This window comes from Sphingomonas ginsengisoli An et al. 2013 (assembly GCF_009363895.1).
Classification (GTDB): Bacteria; Pseudomonadota; Alphaproteobacteria; order Sphingomonadales; family Sphingomonadaceae; genus Sphingomicrobium; species Sphingomicrobium ginsengisoli.
The window spans coordinates 1,532,241-1,550,166 of sequence record NZ_CP045434.1; the positions used below are offsets into that span (position 1 = coordinate 1,532,241).

At 61.0% G+C, this 17,926-nt stretch carries 18 protein-coding genes and 1 tRNA gene; 12 read left to right on the forward strand and 7 right to left on the reverse strand.

Annotated elements, in window-relative coordinates; all coding sequences use genetic code 11:
- Positions 1–366: 366 nt before the first annotated feature.
- Complete coding sequence (locus tag GCU42_RS07320) at positions 367–3,561, forward strand: PAS domain S-box protein (protein WP_114226911.1); 3,195 nt, start codon at positions 367–369, stop codon at positions 3,559–3,561.
- Between the two features lie 348 nt (positions 3,562–3,909).
- On the opposite strand, the gene GCU42_RS07325 is transcribed toward GCU42_RS07320, so the two are convergent.
- Positions 3,910–4,863 carry an alpha/beta hydrolase gene (locus GCU42_RS07325; protein ID WP_162789166.1) on the reverse strand — a complete coding sequence of 318 codons (954 nt, stop codon included), beginning with the start codon at positions 4,861–4,863 and terminating at the stop codon, positions 3,910–3,912.
- Positions 4,864–5,067: 204 nt separating this feature from the next.
- Between GCU42_RS07325 and GCU42_RS07330 the strand changes: the two genes are divergently transcribed.
- From GCU42_RS07330 to GCU42_RS07340, 3 genes are all read left to right on the forward strand, one after another.
- Positions 5,068–5,994: a LysR family transcriptional regulator gene (locus GCU42_RS07330; RefSeq protein WP_114226913.1), complete on the forward strand. Its 927-nt coding sequence runs from the start codon at positions 5,068–5,070 to the stop codon at positions 5,992–5,994.
- Positions 5,995–6,122: 128 nt separating this feature from the next.
- Positions 6,123–7,022 (forward strand): LysR family transcriptional regulator, encoded by a 900-nt coding sequence (locus GCU42_RS07335; protein ID WP_114226914.1) that lies wholly within the window; start codon positions 6,123–6,125, stop codon positions 7,020–7,022.
- 97 nt (positions 7,023–7,119) lie between these two features.
- Positions 7,120–7,713 carry an isochorismatase family protein gene (locus GCU42_RS07340; protein ID WP_152569491.1) on the forward strand — a complete coding sequence of 198 codons (594 nt, stop codon included), beginning with the start codon at positions 7,120–7,122 and terminating at the stop codon, positions 7,711–7,713.
- A 19-nt stretch (positions 7,714–7,732) separates the two neighbouring features.
- Here GCU42_RS07340 and GCU42_RS07345 read toward each other — a convergent pair whose 3' ends face one another.
- Together GCU42_RS07345 and GCU42_RS07350 are read right to left on the reverse strand one after the other, a co-directional pair.
- Positions 7,733–8,128, reverse strand: a complete 396-nt coding sequence (locus GCU42_RS07345) for a MoaF-related domain-containing protein (RefSeq protein ID WP_152569492.1) — start codon at positions 8,126–8,128, stop codon at positions 7,733–7,735.
- Between the two features lie 47 nt (positions 8,129–8,175).
- Complete coding sequence (locus GCU42_RS07350) at positions 8,176–9,084, reverse strand: LysR family transcriptional regulator (protein ID WP_162789167.1); 909 nt, start codon at positions 9,082–9,084, stop codon at positions 8,176–8,178.
- Positions 9,085–9,191: 107 nt separating this feature from the next.
- Here GCU42_RS07350 and GCU42_RS07355 point away from each other — a divergent pair, with 107 nt between their 5' ends.
- Genes GCU42_RS07355 through GCU42_RS07365 form a run of 3 tightly spaced genes read left to right on the forward strand, consistent with a single transcriptional unit; the run spans position 9,192 to position 11,095 of the window.
- Positions 9,192–9,671 (forward strand): nuclear transport factor 2 family protein, encoded by a 480-nt coding sequence (locus GCU42_RS07355; RefSeq protein WP_162789168.1) that lies wholly within the window; start codon positions 9,192–9,194, stop codon positions 9,669–9,671.
- A gap of 14 nt (positions 9,672–9,685) precedes the next feature.
- On the forward strand, positions 9,686–10,477 hold the full coding sequence (locus tag GCU42_RS07360; protein ID WP_114226919.1) for a DODA-type extradiol aromatic ring-opening family dioxygenase: 792 nt from the start codon (positions 9,686–9,688) through the stop codon (positions 10,475–10,477).
- A 30-nt stretch (positions 10,478–10,507) separates the two neighbouring features.
- A complete protein-coding gene (locus GCU42_RS07365) occupies positions 10,508–11,095 on the forward strand; it encodes a TMEM175 family protein (protein ID WP_114226920.1) in 588 nt (195 codons plus the stop codon).
- A gap of 322 nt (positions 11,096–11,417) precedes the next feature.
- Here GCU42_RS07365 and GCU42_RS07370 read toward each other — a convergent pair whose 3' ends face one another.
- The 3 genes from GCU42_RS07370 to GCU42_RS07380 are packed head-to-tail and all read right to left on the reverse strand — an operon-like array spanning position 11,418 to position 13,790.
- Entirely contained in the window at positions 11,418–11,975 is a 558-nt protein-coding gene (locus tag GCU42_RS07370) for a DUF5681 domain-containing protein (protein ID WP_114227772.1), read from the reverse strand.
- A gap of 1 nt (position 11,976) precedes the next feature.
- Positions 11,977–12,513, reverse strand: coding sequence for a DUF5681 domain-containing protein (locus tag GCU42_RS07375; protein WP_152569493.1), 537 nt, complete (start codon positions 12,511–12,513; stop codon positions 11,977–11,979).
- A complete protein-coding gene (locus GCU42_RS07380; protein ID WP_114226921.1) occupies positions 12,510–13,790 on the reverse strand; it encodes a site-specific DNA-methyltransferase in 1,281 nt (426 codons plus the stop codon). The genes GCU42_RS07375 and GCU42_RS07380 overlap by 4 nt, the downstream gene beginning before the upstream one ends.
- A 153-nt stretch (positions 13,791–13,943) precedes the next feature.
- Here GCU42_RS07380 and GCU42_RS07385 point away from each other — a divergent pair, with 153 nt between their 5' ends.
- The 3 genes from GCU42_RS07385 to GCU42_RS07395 are packed head-to-tail and all read left to right on the forward strand — an operon-like array spanning position 13,944 to position 16,113.
- Complete coding sequence (locus GCU42_RS07385; protein WP_205214943.1) at positions 13,944–14,168, forward strand: DUF3489 domain-containing protein; 225 nt, start codon at positions 13,944–13,946, stop codon at positions 14,166–14,168.
- A gap of 5 nt (positions 14,169–14,173) precedes the next feature.
- On the forward strand, positions 14,174–14,563 hold the full coding sequence (locus GCU42_RS07390) for a DUF2924 domain-containing protein (protein WP_168713105.1): 390 nt from the start codon (positions 14,174–14,176) through the stop codon (positions 14,561–14,563).
- Positions 14,563–16,113, forward strand: coding sequence for a recombinase family protein (locus GCU42_RS07395; RefSeq protein ID WP_114226924.1), 1,551 nt, complete (start codon positions 14,563–14,565; stop codon positions 16,111–16,113). The genes GCU42_RS07390 and GCU42_RS07395 overlap by 1 nt, the downstream gene beginning before the upstream one ends.
- 401 nt (positions 16,114–16,514) lie before the next feature.
- Here the strand turns inward: GCU42_RS07395 and GCU42_RS07400 are convergent.
- Positions 16,515–16,604, reverse strand: a tRNA-Ser gene (locus GCU42_RS07400).
- Positions 16,605–16,722: 118 nt separating this feature from the next.
- On the opposite strand from GCU42_RS07400, the gene GCU42_RS07405 reads away from it, so the two are divergent.
- Positions 16,723–17,391, forward strand: coding sequence for an SDR family NAD(P)-dependent oxidoreductase (locus GCU42_RS07405; protein WP_114226925.1), 669 nt, complete (start codon positions 16,723–16,725; stop codon positions 17,389–17,391).
- 64 nt (positions 17,392–17,455) lie between these two features.
- The gene (gene hspQ / locus GCU42_RS07410) at positions 17,456–17,806 is read left to right on the forward strand and encodes a heat shock protein HspQ (protein WP_240309373.1); all 351 of its coding nucleotides are present in this window, start codon (positions 17,456–17,458) and stop codon (positions 17,804–17,806) included.
- Positions 17,807–17,926 lie beyond the last annotated feature (120 nt).

Genomic DNA, 17,926 nt, shown 5'->3' on the forward strand with positions numbered 1-17,926 from the left:
GATTGAGTTCCGATTCTAGCAATAGGCAGCAATGGCCGCCTCGGCCGCCTCGGCCGCCTCGGCCGTCGTGCCTCCCCCCTTGACCGGCACCGACTGCGGATGGGCGGCGAACACCCCCTCTTGCGAGCCTGCCGACCTGGCCTTGAGTAGTCCTAAGCAGCCCGCAGCCCTTTGAATGAACGAACGTCTGCGATTCAGCGGTGCTCATCCTCGAGCAGACGGTCTGCTTTCCACCACCTGCTGTCGCTTCGGTCGGCCATCCGCTTACGCGCATAAGCATACGTTCGCGCCTATCCAGCTTCAGAATAAGAGTGCTATTCCGCCGCCGTATCAATCGCCCAGTCCGGCCAGTGCAGGCGCATCTTCATGAACGACAAACCTTTCCCCACGCACGTACAGCTGGGCAGCTCAGACGAGGCGCGTCTCCGCCTGGCGCTCGATGCCGGGCGCATGGCGATCTGGAGCGTCGATCAAGACGGTTCGGTCGAGGTCTCGCCCGAGTTCAGTCGCCTGCTGAGATTGCCGCAGGACCGTCAGCCATTACTCGATGAGCTTCTCAGTCGTTACTATCCTGGCGAGCTCGAGCGAGTGCAGGAGTTCGTCGGGGCAGCCTACGCCAGGGGGGATCGCTTCGCCGAGTGGGAATATCGCCATCTCTGGCCCGACGACAGCGTTCGCTGGCTCCTAGTCAGGGCCGAGCTCCTTCGCTCCGCAACCGGTGAGCCTGCCGGTTCGGTCGGCGTCATCATGGACGTTACCGATCGCAAGCAGACAGAAGAGGCATTAAAGGAACGCGAAGGACAGCTCTCAGCATTCATCAGCCAAGCGACGGCCGGGTTCGCTCAGGTCGATACCACCGGCCTCTTCACGCTGGTCAACGATCGTTTCTGCGAGATCGCCGGGCGATCGCGCGAAGAGCTGTACACCCTCCGCCTGCAGGACATCACGCATCCTGAGGACCTTGGACGCAACCTGCCGCTGTTCGAGAAAGCCGTTCGCGACGGTACACCTTATTCCCACGAAAAACGTTACGTTCGCCCCGATGGCGGCATCGTGTGGGTCAACAACTCCGTATCGGTGGTGCGCAGGAACGACGGCGAACTCTACGGCGTGCTTGCGGTTTGCATTGATGTCACGGATCGGCGTCGGGCCGAGGCGCTTATTCATGAGAACGAAGCGCGGCTGCGGGCCATCACCGACAATCTGCCAGGCGGGATGGTTTTTCAGATCAGTACCGGCGCGAGCGGCAGGGAGCGTCACTTCGCTTATCTGTCGCAGAGCTTCGAGCAGCTGACGGGCTATTCCCTCGAGTTGCTCAAGAACGATCCGCTTCTGCCCTACAAGATTATCCTTCCTGAAGATGCAGCCCGCCTTGCGGCGGCGGAGGAAGCAGCGGTTCGGTCCGAAGCTCCCTTTGACGAAATCGTTCGGTTCAGGCGCGCTGACGGACAAGTTCGATGGGGTCGCATCATCTCAGCCGCTCGTAGGCAAGCGGACGGCACAAGGATCTGGGACGGGATCAAGATCGACGTTACCGAACAAAAGAATGCCGAAGCGCGGGATCGCCTGCTGGTCGAAATTACCGACAAGCTCCGGCTGGATGACCGGCGCGCTGCTCTGAACGAGGTGGCGGCGCTCCTTGGCCGGCACTTCGCTTGCGGCCGAACGGGCTACGCTTACCTAGATGCGAGCGAAGACCTGTTCGACTATGACGTTTGCTGGACCGACGGATCCATCGATCCCATTTTCGGCCAACTTCCGGCGAGCTCATTCGGCGTGAAGATCGTCGCAGCGCTGAATAGCGGTGAGACGATCGTCATCAAGGACCTCCTGACCGACACGCTCAGCGATGAACCCGAAACTCGCGCGACCGCGGGCAGCGTCGACACCCGCGCCATTCTCGTGGTGCCCTTCATGCGGGGCAAGCGGCTGCGCTCGATCGTCTACCTCAACAGCAAGGAGCCTCGCGCCTGGTCGCCTCAGGACGTCGCTCTGATGCAGGAGGTGGCCGAACGATCCGGCCAGATGGCCGAACGCGCGGAAGCTGAAGAGGCGCTGCGGTCCCTGAACGCCAGCCTCGAAGCGCAGGTAGCCGAGCGAACCGCCGACCGTGATCGAATGTGGCGCCTCTCCACCGACCTGATGCTCGTCGCCCGCTTCGACGCGACGATCACCGCAATCAACCCGGCGTGGACGACGCTGCTGGGCTGGTCGGAAGAAGACCTGCTCGGAAAACCCTTCCTCTCGCTGGTGCATCCTGACGATTTGCAGGCAACGGTAAGGGAGGCCCAACGGCTTGAAGAAGGGCTAACCACTCTCCGGTTCGAGAATCGTTACCGCACCCGAGCAGGCGACTTTGTCTGGCTGTCCTGGACGGCGGTGCCCGACGCCAATTTCATCCATGCTGTTGCGCGAGATATCAGCGCGGAAAAGGCAACGGCTGCTCGCTTGCAAGAAGCGCAGGAAGCACTGCGACAGTCGCAGAAGTTGGAAGCGATGGGCCAGCTCACTGGCGGCGTAGCGCACGATTTCAATAACTTGCTTTCTCCCATCATCGGCGGTCTGGATCTCCTCCAACGCAGAGGAATTGGCGACGAACGTACCCAGCGTACCATCGGTGCCGCGCTCGCCTCGGCCGAGCGTGCGAAGACACTGGTGCAGAGGCTGCTGGCGTTCGCACGGCGCCAGCCGCTTCAACCCACTGCCGTCGACGTTCCGCGCCTGATCAAGGAAATGGCAGGCCTTCTTGCTAGCACCTTGGGCCCGCGGATCGAACTCGCTTTAGATCTTGCTGAGGACCTCCCGCCGGCACTGGCAGACGCGAACCAGCTGGAGATGGCGCTGCTCAATCTTACTGTGAATGCGCGGGACGCGATGGATGGTGGTGGGCACCTTCATATCGCCGCGCAAATCCATCACATCGGGACCAAGACCGATCGCCTGGCCGAAGGTAAATATGTTCGCGTCACGGTCCGTGACACCGGCAGGGGAATGGACAGCGAGACACTGGCCCGCTGCATCGAGCCCTTTTTCTCCACCAAGGGCATCGGGCAAGGCACTGGTCTTGGACTGTCCATGGTTCATGGTCTCGCCGCGCAATTGTCCGGCGACTTGAGCATCAAGAGCGCTCCTGGAGCGGGCACCAGCATCGAGTTGCTGCTTCCGGTCTCGAAAACACGGGCCGCAATGGAGGAGGAAGCTACGGAGCCGGACCTCGCGCCGCTCGCCGGCTCTGCGCTCGTGATCGACGACGAAGAACTTGTTCGTTGCTCGACGGCCGAGATGCTCGCGGAGCTTGGTTACGATACGATCCAGGCTGCCTCCGCCGAGGATGCGCTAAGAATTTTCGGCGAGCGCAATATCGACCTCCTGGTGACCGACCACTTGATGCCGGGCATGACGGGGGTCGAGCTGGCTCGGCAAGTTAGTGAGCGACGCCCCAACACCAAGATCTTGATCGTCTCCGGCTATGCGGACGTTCAGGGTATCGACACCAGTTATCGCCGGCTGACGAAGCCTTTCCGCCAAGCAGACCTCGCTGCCGCACTCGCCGACGCTTGATCAGCATACAAAAAGTCGGACTTCTCGAATCCTCGCTCCCGTGCGACCCGGCTTTTCGTTAGGTAGGGCGCACGCGCTTTGTGACCGAGCGTCCGCTTTTTTTCTTCCCTAGCCGGAAAGCTGCCATTCCGCTTTCCACCATTCCGGGCCAAAGCTTGGGCTGCCCCTTCTCAGATGGACGCCATCTTACCCAGGAGGGTCCTCTGCACTCGCGAGGTGGCTACGAGGAGGAAGGCGGCGATAGGTTAATCGTGACCGGACGTACCGGACGAAATCAGATGAGCTAAAGGCCGCAGGCCGAATCTCTATTCTGCGGCACGAGATCCCAAGATAGGGGTACGCCAGCGCTTACGTGACGTGCGTTCCAAACCAGTCTGAGACGTTGGCAGCGCACGGACCGACTACAACAGGATCGTCGTAGAAGCGCGTGTGAAAGACACCGTCAACGATGATCAGCCGCTTGTCCGTCGCAGCGATCAAGTTTTGGACATGTTTCACCGCGACTATACCTCCGTCCGAATGCTCGCCATGTACAAGCAAGGTCGGCTTCGTGAGCTTGCGAGCGTGAGCATCGACGTCAAAGGTCCAAACCTCCGCGTCGCTCATCGTTGCGTAACGGTTTTCCCAGCGGCTCGGCTCGCCCCATTTCGCGGTCGTCCACGGGTGATACCAGTCGTTGATCGGAGGCCACGGCAAGGCGACGCTCTTGTCCTCGGCCGCGACTACAGCGGTGTAGTCGACCGAAGCTTGGGCTCTGTAGCGCTCAAGCGCCGCTTGGCCGCGAGCAATCCTTTGGTCGAGTGTGGGGCCGCCACCGCCGAAGAAGCCGAGCAGGTTCTCGCGAAATAGATATTGTCCTGATACGAGCGCCGCCGCCCGGACCCGGTCGTCGGCCGCCGCCACCGCAATCATCTCTGAAGCTCCTTGACAGATGCCCAACACGCCGATCCGGCCCGCGTCCACCTCCGGACGCGCGGTGAGCCAAGTCAACGCCGCCCGTACATCCTCGATCTTGGCCGATGGACTCTCCAGCCGGCGCGGAGTGCCCCCGCTCTCGCCGTGATAACGCGGATCGAAGATGAGAACTGCAAAGCCATCGCGCGCAAGTCTGCTGGCGTATCCCATTGGCGCCTGCTCCTTCACGAAGCCGAACGGGCCAAGCGCGACGATGCCCGGCATTGCACCCGTGCGCTCTGGCAAGAACAGGAGCCCGGCAAGCGGCACTCCCGTGCTGTTGAAGCGGACCTCTTCAACCGTGTAGCCGTAAGCCTCGCCGGGTCCGGGCGCGGCCTTGGTCAGCATGTTACTTCTCATCGCCTTGGCTCTACCGATGGTGGGGGTAAGGACCGCTGTGCTTGCTGCGGAAAGAACCTGCAGAACGGCTCGCCGACCCAAGGCTGGGACAAGCGGGCTCATCAGGATTGCAGCATTTCCATGGTCATGGACATCAAGGTGCGACATCCGCTACCATAATGCCAATGCATTGAACGGATTGCGATCATACCATTGCGCGAATTACGTCGCCTCGATCTTAATCTCTTGGTCGTTCTCCATACTGTTCTCGAGACGCAGAATGTCACTGCAGCCGCCCGCCGCTTGAACATGAGCCAGCCGGCAGTCAGCCGCGCACTGTCGCGGTTGCGATCGCTTTTTGCGGATCCGCTGTTCGTGAAAGGCGCCAAGGGCGTAATCGCGACTCCACGCGCGAAGTCTCTTCAGAAACCGATGAAAGCGCTTCTTGCCGAGCTTGGTGAGGTTCTTGGTGAGCCCGAGTTTGATCCTTCGCGCTCGGCGCGCACCTTCACCATTGCGACGACGGATTATGGAGCATTGGCCGTCTTGGCTCCGATCATCGGTCGTCTGCTGCTAGAAGCACCTGATATCAGAATCAGCGTCGTACCGCTGACCGGGGCGACATTCACCGAGCTTGGATCGGCCAACATCGACCTTGCTCTATATTCCGATGACGACGCGCCAGTTCCTCTGCTGAGCGAAAGCCTGTTCGTCGAGCATTACGTCAGCCTCGTTCGAGAAGGTCACGCGACCATGCAACATACGCCTAATGGACAACTTTCCATGGCGGAGTTTCTGGCCCACGGACACATTCTAGTGACGGTCGGCGGGGACGACGTTGGCGTGGTCGATACCGCCATGGCGTCGCTCGGCCTGTCGCGCTCGATCGCTGTCACGCTGCCGTACTTCGCCACGGCCGCCTTGGTCGCAGCGCAGTCTGATTTGCTGCTGACGGTGCCGTTACGTGTTGCGCAGGCATTCGGAAGCGCCCACGGTCTCAAGCAGGTCCTTCCTCCCGTTGAACTCGAACGCTTCGGCTATCGGATGCTGTGGCACTCCCGGACCGATGCCGACCGAGGATGCCGGTGGCTGCGCGGAAAGATATCTGAATTGCTGGCAAGAGTTGAACCCGAGCTCTGAAATTGCTTCGCTTGCCGCACTAGGACGCACTGTCTTGCCTAACACGCGCTCGGAATTGTTCCTCTGGGTAGGAGACTATCGGTCTCTGAGATGTTGCGCACAATCGCATCTAGCCTAGGATTGGGCCCGTGGACCGGCGCTTGATTGAGCTTCTGCCTGATTTGGCGCTGTTCGTGCTGATCGCTCGATCGCCCTCGCTCTCAGAAGCATCCCGTTCCAGCGGCATTCCGACTGCTCGACTATCGAGACGCCTCGCCGACCTAGAACGGAAACTGGACTTACGCCTGATTGATCGCACCTCGCGGCGCTTTCAGCCGACGCGAGAGGGGCAATCCTATCTAGCCGCGCTAGAGCCTGCGATCGGTGGTTTGTCCGAAGCGTTCGCGCTGGTGATCGACGCGCAGCGCGAACCCAGCGGAACGCTTCGGCTTACCAGCAGTCCAGACTTCGGCGCAGGCTTTCTGGCCCGGTTGATCGCGGAGTTCAGAGTCACGTATCCGAAGGTCAATTTCGAAGTGGACCTTACGCCAAGGCAGTTGGACGTCGGCGCTGAGCGCTTTGATGCCGCTATCCGCGTAGGCCCGTTGATTGACTCCGAGCTTACTGTCCGTCGTCTGGCGAGCATCCCGAGTGGGCTCTATGCTTCTCCCGCCTATCTCGATCGGCATGGCCGGCCGGCGCATCCTGAAGAACTCATCGATCATTGCTGCCTGACCATGCCGCACATGAGGGACACGGTGCTGTTTCGGCGAGGTGCGAAGACGGTTGAAGTCACCACCCAGGGGTCGGTGAAGACCAACAACCTTCTGATGCTTCGCCGCCTGTGCGGCGATGGAGTAGGAATCGCCGCACTCAATCCGACGATCGCCGCTGAGGGGGCTGAGCACTGTCCAGTCGAGCGGGTGCTTGCTGAGTGGTCTCTTGAGCCAGCGATCTTCTACTTCGTGACACCGACGCGCTTACTTCCGACCCGCACGCGAGCCTTTTACGACTTCGCTCGTGAGCGATTGCGTGTTCAGGGTTACTGAGCAGCTATTCAAAACTGCAAAGCTGCTTCTCGGTTGCGCTCGTTCCGCTGCCCCCGGCAAGCGAGGTAGGAGCCTCCTACAAACGGAGGAACAGCCCATGACCAGTCCTGAACGCTTCACGCCCGAAAATGCGCTCGTCATGCTCGTGGATCATCAGACGGGCACACTCGGGTGGGTGAAGAGCCTGCCCCAAGACATGGTGCGGACTTCGTGCCGTGTGCTCGCCCGCATGGCCGTCGCCTACAACATGCCGATCGTGCTGACGACCACCATGGAAGAACAGGTCGGGCTTTCAATTCCCGACTTGCAAGACCTTGCGCCAGACGCCTTCGCCAGGCGCTTCGCGCGAGGTGGCCAACTCAACTGCTGGGATGACCACCGCCTCAGGGACGCGGTCGCAGCGCTCAGCCGACGGAAGATCGTGCTGGCGGGACTTACCACCGACATCTGCCTGTTCTGGGCGGCGCGATCCGCACTTGCGCTCGGTTATGAGGTACTGGTGGTAGCGGATGCATGCGGCACCACCAGCCCTCTCGGTGATACGCTGACGTATGATCGACTGCGCGCGGAAGGAGCCCAGATCAGCGTAATCAACCAGGTCGTTACCGAGCTGGTCAATGATTTCGGCGATCCTTCGGGTCAATTGGCGCAGACGATCATGGGCGAGGAGATCATCGCCAAACTTTCGTGATCTGAGCGGAGAGGACGCGCTAGAGTCCGCCTCGAGGCCGGAGACGAATGGTTCCTTTGAGATGCAAGAAGGAACCATCCTTTGCCGCGATGTTCGTGTAGACGGTGCCGGAATTCCAGTCCTGCACATGGACGACGTTCGAACCAGTGCTCGGCTCGTGCCAGTAGACCATGTATAGCTTGGGGCCGATCTCGACCGCCTGGTACTGAACGGTGTCCTTCACCCTCTTGAACGCGCCGGAGGCGTCTTCGAACGACATGGTTCGACCGTCGAGGAAGTGGAGATTGAACTTCGCTGCGCCAAAATCCACGACAGCCGTCTTGCCCACGGGGGGATAGTTGCTGGCGGCTGTCTCACGTGGCAGCCCCGCCGCTATCAGAGCGCCAGCTGACCCAGCCGCGACCAGCAGAAGCATTCTCCTAGCGCGCATATCTTTCTCCTGTGGTGCGCTGGCGAGTCTGGTTATCTCGCTGCATCGTCATTCGGTGAGCCGTCCAGTTCCCTGGCGATGATGTCGGTAAGGGCGCGGACCTTGGCAGGGACGAAGCGACCTGAAGGGTACAGCGCGTAAGCCGCGCGACGCAGCGGTTCGTAGCCGTCAAGCAGCGAGATGAGCTTACCCGCTGCCACTTCGGTGCCAACGATAAAGGCCGGCTGGAAGATGATGCCCTGGCCAGCCACCGCAAGCGCTCGGAGCAGGTCACCACTGTTGGCCTTCATCGACCCCCGAACCCGTTGCACGAAGCGTTCGCCCTGACGCTCGAATGCCCATTCGTCGGGGGGATCATTATCGCTGTAGATCAGGCACTCGTGCCCCGCGAGATCGGCCGGTGTTGTCGGCACGCCCCGACGTTCCAGGTAGGAGGGAGCGGCGCAAAGGATGATGGGAACGGCGGCGATCCGCCGTGCAACTAAGGTCGATCGCAGGGCTGGGGCTATGCGGATGCTGAGGTCAAATCCCTCCCGGATCAGGTCGGTTGGCGCATCATCCAGCCTGATTTCGAGATCGACGGACGGATGTTCCTCGCGAAAGCGGCAGATCGCAGTGTTCAGTCTGCGGGTCGCGAAGGTGTGGGGAAAGACGACCCGGAGGCGCGATGGAGCCGTGGGACTGGCGCCGGACGCCTCCGCCTCAATCGCTTTGAGGTCATCGACGACCTGGCTGTAGAAATTGAACAGCTTGTCTCCGGCATCGGTCAGACTGAGGCTCCGAGTGGATCGGTTGAGCAAGCGGGTGCCCACCGACTCCTCCAGTTCGCGTACCATCCGCGACGCGCTGGTCTGGGAAAGCCCAGCCTGCTCGGCTGCGCGCACGAACGAACCGGCGCGAACCACCTGCAGGAACACCTTGATAGAGGCGAGCTTATCCATACACCGACCTTGTCCGCGACCCACCATTATCCCGCCATTCGGCAGACACACTGCCGAAATGACCTCATTATCACGCCCAATGTCTCCTCTTATTGTTCATTGCGAACATGAAAGGGAGCATCTTTGTGAAGTATTCTAACATCGCTTTTGTTGCTGCTGCAATGGCCTTTTTAGCTCTGCCAAGTACTGCTAGCGCTGGTCCCGTTCAGGAGGCCAACAAACGCTTGGTAAGCAGTGCAATGCATGAGCTTTTTGTCACGCGCAATGCAACGAAGGCAGTTCGGCTTTACTTCGGCAAGCCTTACCTCCAGCACAACCCGACCATAGCTGATGGTGCCGACGACTTACCCAAAGTCGTTGCAAGCCTGCCGAAGAACTTCAAATATGAGCCGGGCGTGATCGTGGCGGATGGCGACCTAGTGATGATCCACGGGCGTTACACCGGATGGGGACCCAAGCCGCTCGTCACGGTCGACATCTTCCGCGTCAAGAACGGCAAGCTCGTGGAGCATTGGGACGTAATGCAGGAAGATGTGCCGGCTGCTCAGACCAAGAGCCATCGGCCGATGTTCCCGATCACTCGTTAGTCGTTGAGGAAGTCATGGCCGCTCGCCAGCCGACCTTCTACATCCCCCATGGCGGGGGGCCATGCTTCTTCATCCCCGATCCGGCAAACCACTGGACCGGCATGGAAGCATTCCTCCGCTCCCTACCGAGCCGTTTGCCAGCGGCACCGGCGGCCATACTTTTAGTCTCGGCGCATTGGGAGACACGAGGGTTCCAGCTGACTGGCGGCAACAGTCCGGGATTGATCTACGACTATTATGGATTCCCGCCGGAAACCTATGCGATCCGCTATGGCCCGCCCGGTGCGCCGGCGCTGGCAGAAGAAGTGGCGCAATCGCTTCGTGGAGCCGGGATCCAAGCGGAAGTAGACGCTAGTCGCGGTTTCGATCACGGAACGTTCGTGCCGCTTAAGGTTGCATTCCCCGATGCTCAGATCCCGGTAGTCGAGATGTCGGTTGAACGCGATCTCGACCCCGAGTTGCATCTCCGAGCAGGCCGGGCGCTCGCCGCGCTGAGGGAAGAAGGCGTTCTGATCATCGGCTCAGGCATGAGCTTCCACGATCTGAAGGCGTTTGGTGACCAGCGCTTCACCGATACCTCGCTTGCATTCGATCACTGGCTGACATCGGCAATCGAGCAGCCGGCGAACGAGCGCTTCGAAACACTTCAGAGACGGACGCATGCTCCAGGAGGCAAGGCCGCGCACCCTACCGCAGAACACCTCATTCCTCTGATGGTCGTCGCCGGCGCCTCCTCCGAGCCGGGAGAAAAGATCTATGGCGAGATTGTCCTCGAGACGGCGGTTTCTGGTTATGAGTTCGCTTAGGACCTCGGCTGTACCAACTGAGTTCGTTTCATGAGAGCACAGCGGCTTGAAGCCTTCACCGACGGCGTTCTGGCCATTGTGATCACGATTGCCGTGCTAGAAATGAAGCCACCCGCAAGTGTCCAGCCGGCGGCGTTGATTGCGTCACTCCCGGTTCTGCTCGCGTACTCGCTCAGCTTCATCAACGTCGGAATCTTCTGGGCCAACCACCATCACCTGTTGCAGGCCACTGAGAAAGTCGATGGACGCGTACTGTGGGCCAATCTGTCGCTGTTGTTCTGGCTGTCGCTAGTTCCCTTCGTGATCCGGTGGGTCGACGATCAAGGGATCTCACCTCTGCCGACCGCTGCCTACGGCTTCACTCTGCTCATGGCCTCGATCAGCTATGTTCTGACCGAGCGAGCCATCATCGCGGCGAACGACGAGACCCCGCTGCTGAAGGAAGCGGTTGGTAATGACACCAAGGGTTTAGTGTCCCTGCTGCTCTATGCGGGAGGGACCTGCGTCGCCTTCTTGGTGCCGCTAGCTGCGGTGGTTGCCTATCTAGCAGTCTCAGTAATCTGGTTGGTGCCGGATCGAAGGATCGAGAAGCGCTTGACTTTGCGGAATAAGAGATAAGAGCGACAAGGGCTAGCAACGAGCTTTACAAGTGTCCGCTAGACGGGCGCTCGCCTGAGGCATCAAGCGTTTTTGTACAAGCGCTGGATTTGACGTGTTGCTTCTTATGAATGAGCGTCCGCTAATCGTACGTCTCTACCCGATAGCGGCCGTTCTGCTTACCACCACAAACGTAATTTTTTGGGCTTCCGGAGCGAGCGCTTTGAACCCGCAGTGGCTTACAATTCGGCAGGTCTGACCGGATCGGTGCAGCACTCGAGCCTTCAGAAGACGATCCATGGCATACCGTTCGCCCACACGCCTCCCGTGAAAACAACCGCGGCTAGCTTCTTACAGTCCACCACTCCGGCCATTGCACCTGCTGAGGAGTGCGTGTGGCCTCGATTACTGTTCTTTGCTCTTCAACAGTGAGCCTGCGCTTGCCAAGGCGGTTCAGCGCAACCTGCACAATCCACGGCTTGAGCTCGAACCTGGCTTTCTCTTCCGAGTACCGGTTGAGTAGCGTTGCGATACCGAGAGGCTCGATGCTGGAGCCCACTGAGCCTGGCGAAAACCCCTTCCATACAATTCTAATCTGGATCGGGTTCCTTACCTGTCGCTTGGCACGTGCGATCTCAATCGCCTCGAGGGAAGCACGTGCCGCGGCACTGTCGCCGGCTAAGCCCTTCTTCGTCAGGTGGAGCAGAAAGGCTTCGGCGGCTGTAACCCGCCGCTGACGACCATCTTCCCTGATGGTGACCATCTGACCAAGCAATCCGTCGTAGGGGATGTCCTTGGATCGTCCCCTTGGGCGGCCGCGAGGATTGCCGCTCTGCCCTGGCTTGAACCGGCTTGCGGTGGGCGGCTTGCCATAGCCGTTGGGTTCGGGGCTGGTCTCCAAGTCAATGTCCTCCCCGCTGGCGAGGCCACTTGAGAGCCTCTGCATCGATGGTCTGCCTGACCACCTCTTCCCTATCCTTTTCCGTCAACTGTCGACGGCCTGGGCGGCTTAGAGCAGCTTGGGTTGCCCAGGTGGCAAGCTTCATACGTGTGCCGTATTCACAGGCCCCACCAGTCCAACAAGGATCGGGCACCGTAATGCCAAGCAGCAACATGGCGTCGTCGGCATTCCGCGGATCCTGTTCCTGCCCAAACTTATAAGCTTGCACCTTCTGTGAGGGAGCCTTTTTGACCAGTGCCTTTTCGCGCTTCTCGATCATTTTCAAGACGGCTCGCACAGCCATTTTGCTGCCCTTGAGTGCGCCTTGGTAGGTTTGAAGCTGAAGCGCTTCGTCGACCGTAAGCTCTCGATCGACACCGTTCTGTGTAACGGTGAAGGTCTTATCGAGTACGACCTCGAACGCGGAGATGTGCGGCCGGCGAGCCTTCGGACGTCCAGCCGGATTACCGCTCCGGCCTTTTTCGAAGCGGCCGCTCACGCAGCCGCCTCCAGGATCGGGGTACCGCCAGTTGATTGCACCCAACGTTCGACGGCTACGTCCACATAAGCCGGATCGATGTCACAGCCCCGGAACTTCCGACCGGTCCGTTCCGCCGCAATCAGCGTCGTACCCGAGCCCAGGAACATGTCGAACACCAGGTCACCGCGCCGGGTCACATCCTGCAGTGCGTCGGAGACCAGCGCGACAGGCTTCACCGTTGGGTGAAGCGCCAGGTCCTCGCGGCGGCTCCCCGCCATTGAGTTGACGGAAGGATAGTCCCACACGTTTGTACGATTGCGTCCATGCTTGCCGAGCTCAACCGCGTTGAAGTGCGGGCTGGCGCCGATCCGATAAACAAACACCATCTCGTGTTTGGAGCGGTAGAGAGAGCCCATGCCGGCGTTGGTCTTGTTCCAGACGCAGATGTTCAGCAGCTGGTTGTAGATGTCGGTCACGGCTGCCGTGACATCATCCATGTGGCGCCAGTCCATGCAGACGAAATGCACGGCGCCGTCCCGCGACACGGCAGCAGCGGCGCCGAGTGTGTCAGTCAAAAATTGTCTGAAAGCCGCCTGGCTCATTTCACCAGAGGCCATGGCGAACTCGCGATGGCGACCGGCTGAGTTCGCATGCCCATTGATTTTCACGTTGTACGGTGGGTCCAAGAACGCGGCGTCGATCGCCGCACCCTCTCCCAAGATCTTCTTGAGGAACTCGACGTTGCGTCCATCGCCGCACCCGATGCGATGCTCACCCAACACCCAGATGTCGCCAAGCTTGGTGCGCGGCTCAACCGGCACCGCAGGGATGACCTCATCGTCCGGGTCGTTCGCAGCTTTCAGCGCGACGTCGATCTCGCCAGCCGAAAAGCCGGTGAGGCCGAGGTCAAAGTCGATGTCCAGGGTTGAAAGATCGGCAAGCTCGAGCCTCAGGACCTCCAAATCCCAGCCGGCATTCAAGGCGATCTTGTTATCGGCAAGGCGCAAGGCCTTCTTCTGCGCTTCGGTAAGGTCCTCGACGACGATCGTCGGCACCTGCTCGAGGCCGATCTCCTTGGCGGCCCTCAGCCGACCGTGACCAGCGATCAGCACGCCCGTCTCATCAACCAGCACCGGGTTGGTAAACCCGAACTGGCGGATGGACGAACATAGCTGTTCGATCTGCCGCTTGGGATGCGTCCGCGCATTGCGCGGATCAGGACGAAGATCGCTGATCGGCCGATAAACGACTGTCAGCTGGCGAGTGGGTAGCGCCCCCGCGACACTCTGCTTCATGTTCTCGGAACATAGCACGAACATGCAGAAAAATCAATGCTGTGGCGCCACTTCCCGGTGGATAAGCTGTGGAAAGCGAGCAAAGCAGACAAACCCCGCCTCGCGGGCTTGTGTCGGTAGCGGCGGATGGTCGTCGCTCACCGGAGAACAAGCATGGCAAAGGAAGCCAAGAAAACACTCACCAAGCTCGACAAGGTGTTGGCCCAACTGCAGCGACCCACGGGCGCGAGCATCGCCGAAATGATGAAAGTGACTGGCTGGCAGGCCCACAGCGTGCGCGGCGCACTAGCCGGCACCTTGAAGAAGAAGGGCCATCAGACCACCAACGAGGTGGTCGACGGCGTACGGCGTTACCGCATCGTCGCGGCTGAACAATGAGTGGTGTGGAGGAGCAGGTTGCGGCCCTTGAGCAGATGGACCTGCATCAGCTTCGAGCCGAATGGGACCTGCGCTTCGGCGCACCTCCCACCGCGCGATCGGCAAAAATGGTCCGACTCGCTCTCGCATGGCGCATCCAGGCGCAGGCGCTTGGCGGACTCAGCCGAGAGATGCGCGATGCTTTGGCGCGAACCGGCCGGGTCGTAGCTGAAGGTCAGGATCTCGGCGCTGGTGCCACCCTGCGCCGAACCTGGGACGGCGTAGAGCATGTCGTCACCGTGCAGGAAGGCAGCTTCGACTGGAACGGGCGCAGGTTCCGCAGCCTGTCGGGTGTTGCCACGGCAATTGCCGGCACACGGTGGAATGGTCGCCGCTTCTTCGGACTACGCTCGTGATGCGCTGCGCCATTTACACGCGCAAGAGCTCGGACGAGGGCCTCGACCAGCACTTCAACAGCCTCGATGCGCAGCGTGAAGCTTGCGAGGCTTACGTGCTCAGCCAGGCTGGTGAAGGCTGGTCCGCCCTCTCCACCCGCTATGACGATGGCGGTTTCAGCGGCGGCAACATGGAGCGCCCTGCCCTTACGCGTTTGCTGGACCATATCGGTCGCGGGCTGGTCGACATCGTGGTGGTCTACAAAATCGATCGCTTGACCCGCAGCCTGCCCGACTTTGCGCGGATCGTGGAACGCTTCGATCAGAAGGACGTGAGCTTTGTCAGCGTGACTCAGGCGTTCAATACGACCAGCAGCATGGGCCGGCTGACGCTCAATGTGCTGCTGTCGTTTGCCCAATTCGAGCGCGAGGTCACCGGCGAGCGCATCCGCGACAAGATTGCAGCGTCGAAGGCCAAAGGCATGTGGATGGGTGGACTTGCGCCGCTCGGATACGACCTGCCTGCGGATAACGCGCGAGTCCTGAAGGTAAATGCGGCGGAGGCCGGGACCGTCCGCTACATCTTCGAGCAGTATCTGGCGCTCGGGTCAGTGCACCGCCTGCTCGACAAGCTAGAGGCCGAAGGCGTCCGATCGAAGCTGCGAGTCACCCGTAAGGGACGGAAGCTTGGCGGCCAGCGGTTCAGCCGCGGAGCGATGTTCCACCTGCTGCAAAATCGCGTGTACCTTGGTGTAATCGTCCACAAGGACCAGTGCTACCCGGGACAGCACGACGCGATCGTTGCGCGAGAGTTGTTCGAGAAGGTGCACGCCAAACTTGCTGGCGATCGTCGAGTCCGCAGCTCCTATGCTCGCACGCATCATCCTTACGCCGGCAAGCTATCCGATGCGGCTGGGCAGGGGCTCGTGCGGACGCACTCGCGGGGCGCCCGGGGCAAGTCATACGCTTACTACGTGCCCGCTGCTTTGCAGCTCGGCCGGCAAGCAGTGTCTACCACCGAGCGCTTCTCAGCGACGCGCGTTGATCAGGCCGTCTCACAAGCGATCGGCAGGCTCAGTTTGTTGCCGGGACAGCCCTGCCCACTCGTGCGAGCTGAAGTCGCCAAGCATTCACTCACCCTTGTACTTCCCGCCAAGCTGCAGAGCCGGGTCGCTGAAACTATGGGCGAAGGTGAGTGCTTCGGCAGCGATCCCGCCAACCCCGATCTGCTGACGTGGACAGTCGCGGCGAACCTGAAGCCGCGAGGCGGTCGCGCGCGAGTGGAAGCAGTCACCGCAACGCCAAACCGCGACGAGAAGCTGATTACTGCGCTTCGCGCTGCCTATAGGCTTGTTGGACGTACTCACAACGGCTTACCGACGATCACGGACTTACCGCAGTCGCGCTACTCGGTGCGGCTAATGCGCCTCGCGTTTCTCTCGCCCAAGATCCAGGCCATGATTCTCGACGGCAAACAGCCATCGAGGCTGCGCCTCGAAGATCTGATTAGGTCGGCCGTGCCCCTGTGCTGGAGAAAACAAGAAATGCTGATTGAGCGTCTAAGCGCCTGAGCCAAAGTCACCTGTTACGGGCAATCAAATCGGCTGTTTGTGCCGAATTAAGCCCCTGTTCTGTCGATAAAAGCACCTGTTCTGCCGAGTAACAGGGAACGGCGGCCGTTCCGTCATGTAAGTGGCGGATTTCTGCCAAGCCCTGACCGAAGCAACTACTCCTCGGTACTCCCTAGAACCTGTTGTGCGCTCCCAAACGCGCGTTTTTCCCTGTTCCGTGCTTCGCACGCGTAACCGGACCGACCATCGAGCGCTCAGAGACAGCAGTGGCAATAAGCGTCCGATCGCTACCCTGGTAAGTTGCTGACGTCGCACCACGGATCGGAAGCGCGACGAATAAAGGCCCTGTTACGGGACCTTGCAGGCGAGCGCCTAGAGACGAGACTAGTTACGCTGTTGCGTGGCGGAGAGGGTGGGATTCGAACCCACGGTACCCGTGAGGGCACGCCGCATTTCGAGTGCGGTGCTTTCGACCACTCAGCCACCTCTCCGCGAGATTGCCAGCGCTGCCAGGGCGGGTCGCGGGCGGGCCTCTAGCAAGGCCATGCTAGCTTGCCTAGCCCGCAGGCCAGCTTTGCGGGCGGCATTTTCGGCGGCATCGCCCGGGCCATGACTTCGTTGGTGATCGGCGCCTCGGGCGGGATTGGTGCGGCGCTAGCCGCCCGCCTCGCTGCCGTTGAGTCGACGCATACCCTTTCGCGCTCGGCGGGGGAGATCGACCTTACCGACGAGGCGAGCATTGCCGCCGCCGCCGAGCGTGTCCGCCCCAACGCGCCGTTCGACCGGATCATCGTCGCCACCGGGCTACTTCATGACGACGAGAGCGGCCCCGAAAAGTCGTTGCGCGAGCTGACCGCCGATAAACTGGCGCGGAGTTTTGCGGTAAATGCAATCGGGCCCACTCTGTGCGCGCGCTACTTCCTGCCTTTGTTGGCGCGCGACGGCCGCTTCGCCGCGCTGTCGGCGCGGGTCGGGAGCATCGGCGACAATCGGCTAGGCGGCTGGTACGGCTATCGGGCGTCCAAGGCGGCGCTCAACCAGCTGATCCGCACCGCCGCCATCGAGTGGGCGCACTCCCGGCCCGCGGCGCTCTGCGTCACCCTCCACCCCGGCACGGTCGACACGGCCATGAGCCGCCCGTTCCAGCGCGGGGTCGCGCCCGAACGGCTGTTCACCCCCGCCGACGCGGCGGAGCGCATGCTCGCGGTGCTCGACGCGCTGACCCCGGCCGATAGCGGCGGCTGCTTCGACTGGGCGGGAAGGCGGGTCGCGCCATGACGCTTGTGCAAGTCGCGCCGGCCACTAGATTGCAGCCATGTCGCCGATTGAACGTTTTCCGATCATGACTGTCGATCCCTCCGCCCCGCCGGTCGCGCGCGCCCGCTTCGGGATCGGCGAAGTGGTGCGGCATCGCCTGCTCGACTTCCGCGGGGTGATTTTCGACGTCGATCCCGTCTTCGCCAATTCGGACGAATGGTACGAATCGATCCCGGCCGAGATCCGGCCGGCCAAGAACCAGCCCTTCTACCATCTGCTCGCCGAGAATGCGGAGAGCAGCTACGTCGCCTATGTCAGCCAGCAGAATCTGATCGCCGACGAAGATGATGAGCCGATCGACCATCCGGCGATCGACGGCCTGTTCGATGCGTTCGAGCCGGGGCGCTACCGCCTGAAGCCCGAGCACCGCCACTAGTCCGCGGTGCCGCGTGACCCGGATGTTGCAACGCCGCAACATAACCGGGATTAGCGTTCGCATCACACGTTAAAGACTTGTCATCTTGGCCGATTCGGCATCCGTTCGTGTCCATGGCTC

Coding starts and splice junctions, on each gene's coding strand:
- GCU42_RS07345 (WP_152569492.1), bottom strand. CDS start 8,128: ATGCTTCTGCTGGTCGCGGCTGGGTCAGCTGGCGCTCTGATAGCGGCG.
- GCU42_RS07360 (WP_114226919.1), top strand. CDS start 9,686: ATGGCCGCTCGCCAGCCGACCTTCTACATCCCCCATGGCGGGGGGCCA.
- GCU42_RS07405 (WP_114226925.1), top strand. CDS start 16,723: ATGACTTCGTTGGTGATCGGCGCCTCGGGCGGGATTGGTGCGGCGCTA.
- GCU42_RS07355 (WP_162789168.1), top strand. CDS start 9,192: ATGAAAGGGAGCATCTTTGTGAAGTATTCTAACATCGCTTTTGTTGCT.
- GCU42_RS07380 (WP_114226921.1), bottom strand. CDS start 13,790: ATGAAGCAGAGTGTCGCGGGGGCGCTACCCACTCGCCAGCTGACAGTC.
- GCU42_RS07395 (WP_114226924.1), top strand. CDS start 14,563: ATGCGCTGCGCCATTTACACGCGCAAGAGCTCGGACGAGGGCCTCGAC.
- GCU42_RS07350 (WP_162789167.1), bottom strand. CDS start 9,084: ATGGATAAGCTCGCCTCTATCAAGGTGTTCCTGCAGGTGGTTCGCGCC.
- hspQ (WP_240309373.1), top strand. CDS start 17,456: ATGACTGTCGATCCCTCCGCCCCGCCGGTCGCGCGCGCCCGCTTCGGG.
- GCU42_RS07325 (WP_162789166.1), bottom strand. CDS start 4,863: ATGCTGACCAAGGCCGCGCCCGGACCCGGCGAGGCTTACGGCTACACG.
- GCU42_RS07365 (WP_114226920.1), top strand. CDS start 10,508: ATGAGAGCACAGCGGCTTGAAGCCTTCACCGACGGCGTTCTGGCCATT.
- GCU42_RS07320 (WP_114226911.1), top strand. CDS start 367: ATGAACGACAAACCTTTCCCCACGCACGTACAGCTGGGCAGCTCAGAC.
- GCU42_RS07340 (WP_152569491.1), top strand. CDS start 7,120: ATGACCAGTCCTGAACGCTTCACGCCCGAAAATGCGCTCGTCATGCTC.
- GCU42_RS07385 (WP_205214943.1), top strand. CDS start 13,944: ATGGCAAAGGAAGCCAAGAAAACACTCACCAAGCTCGACAAGGTGTTG.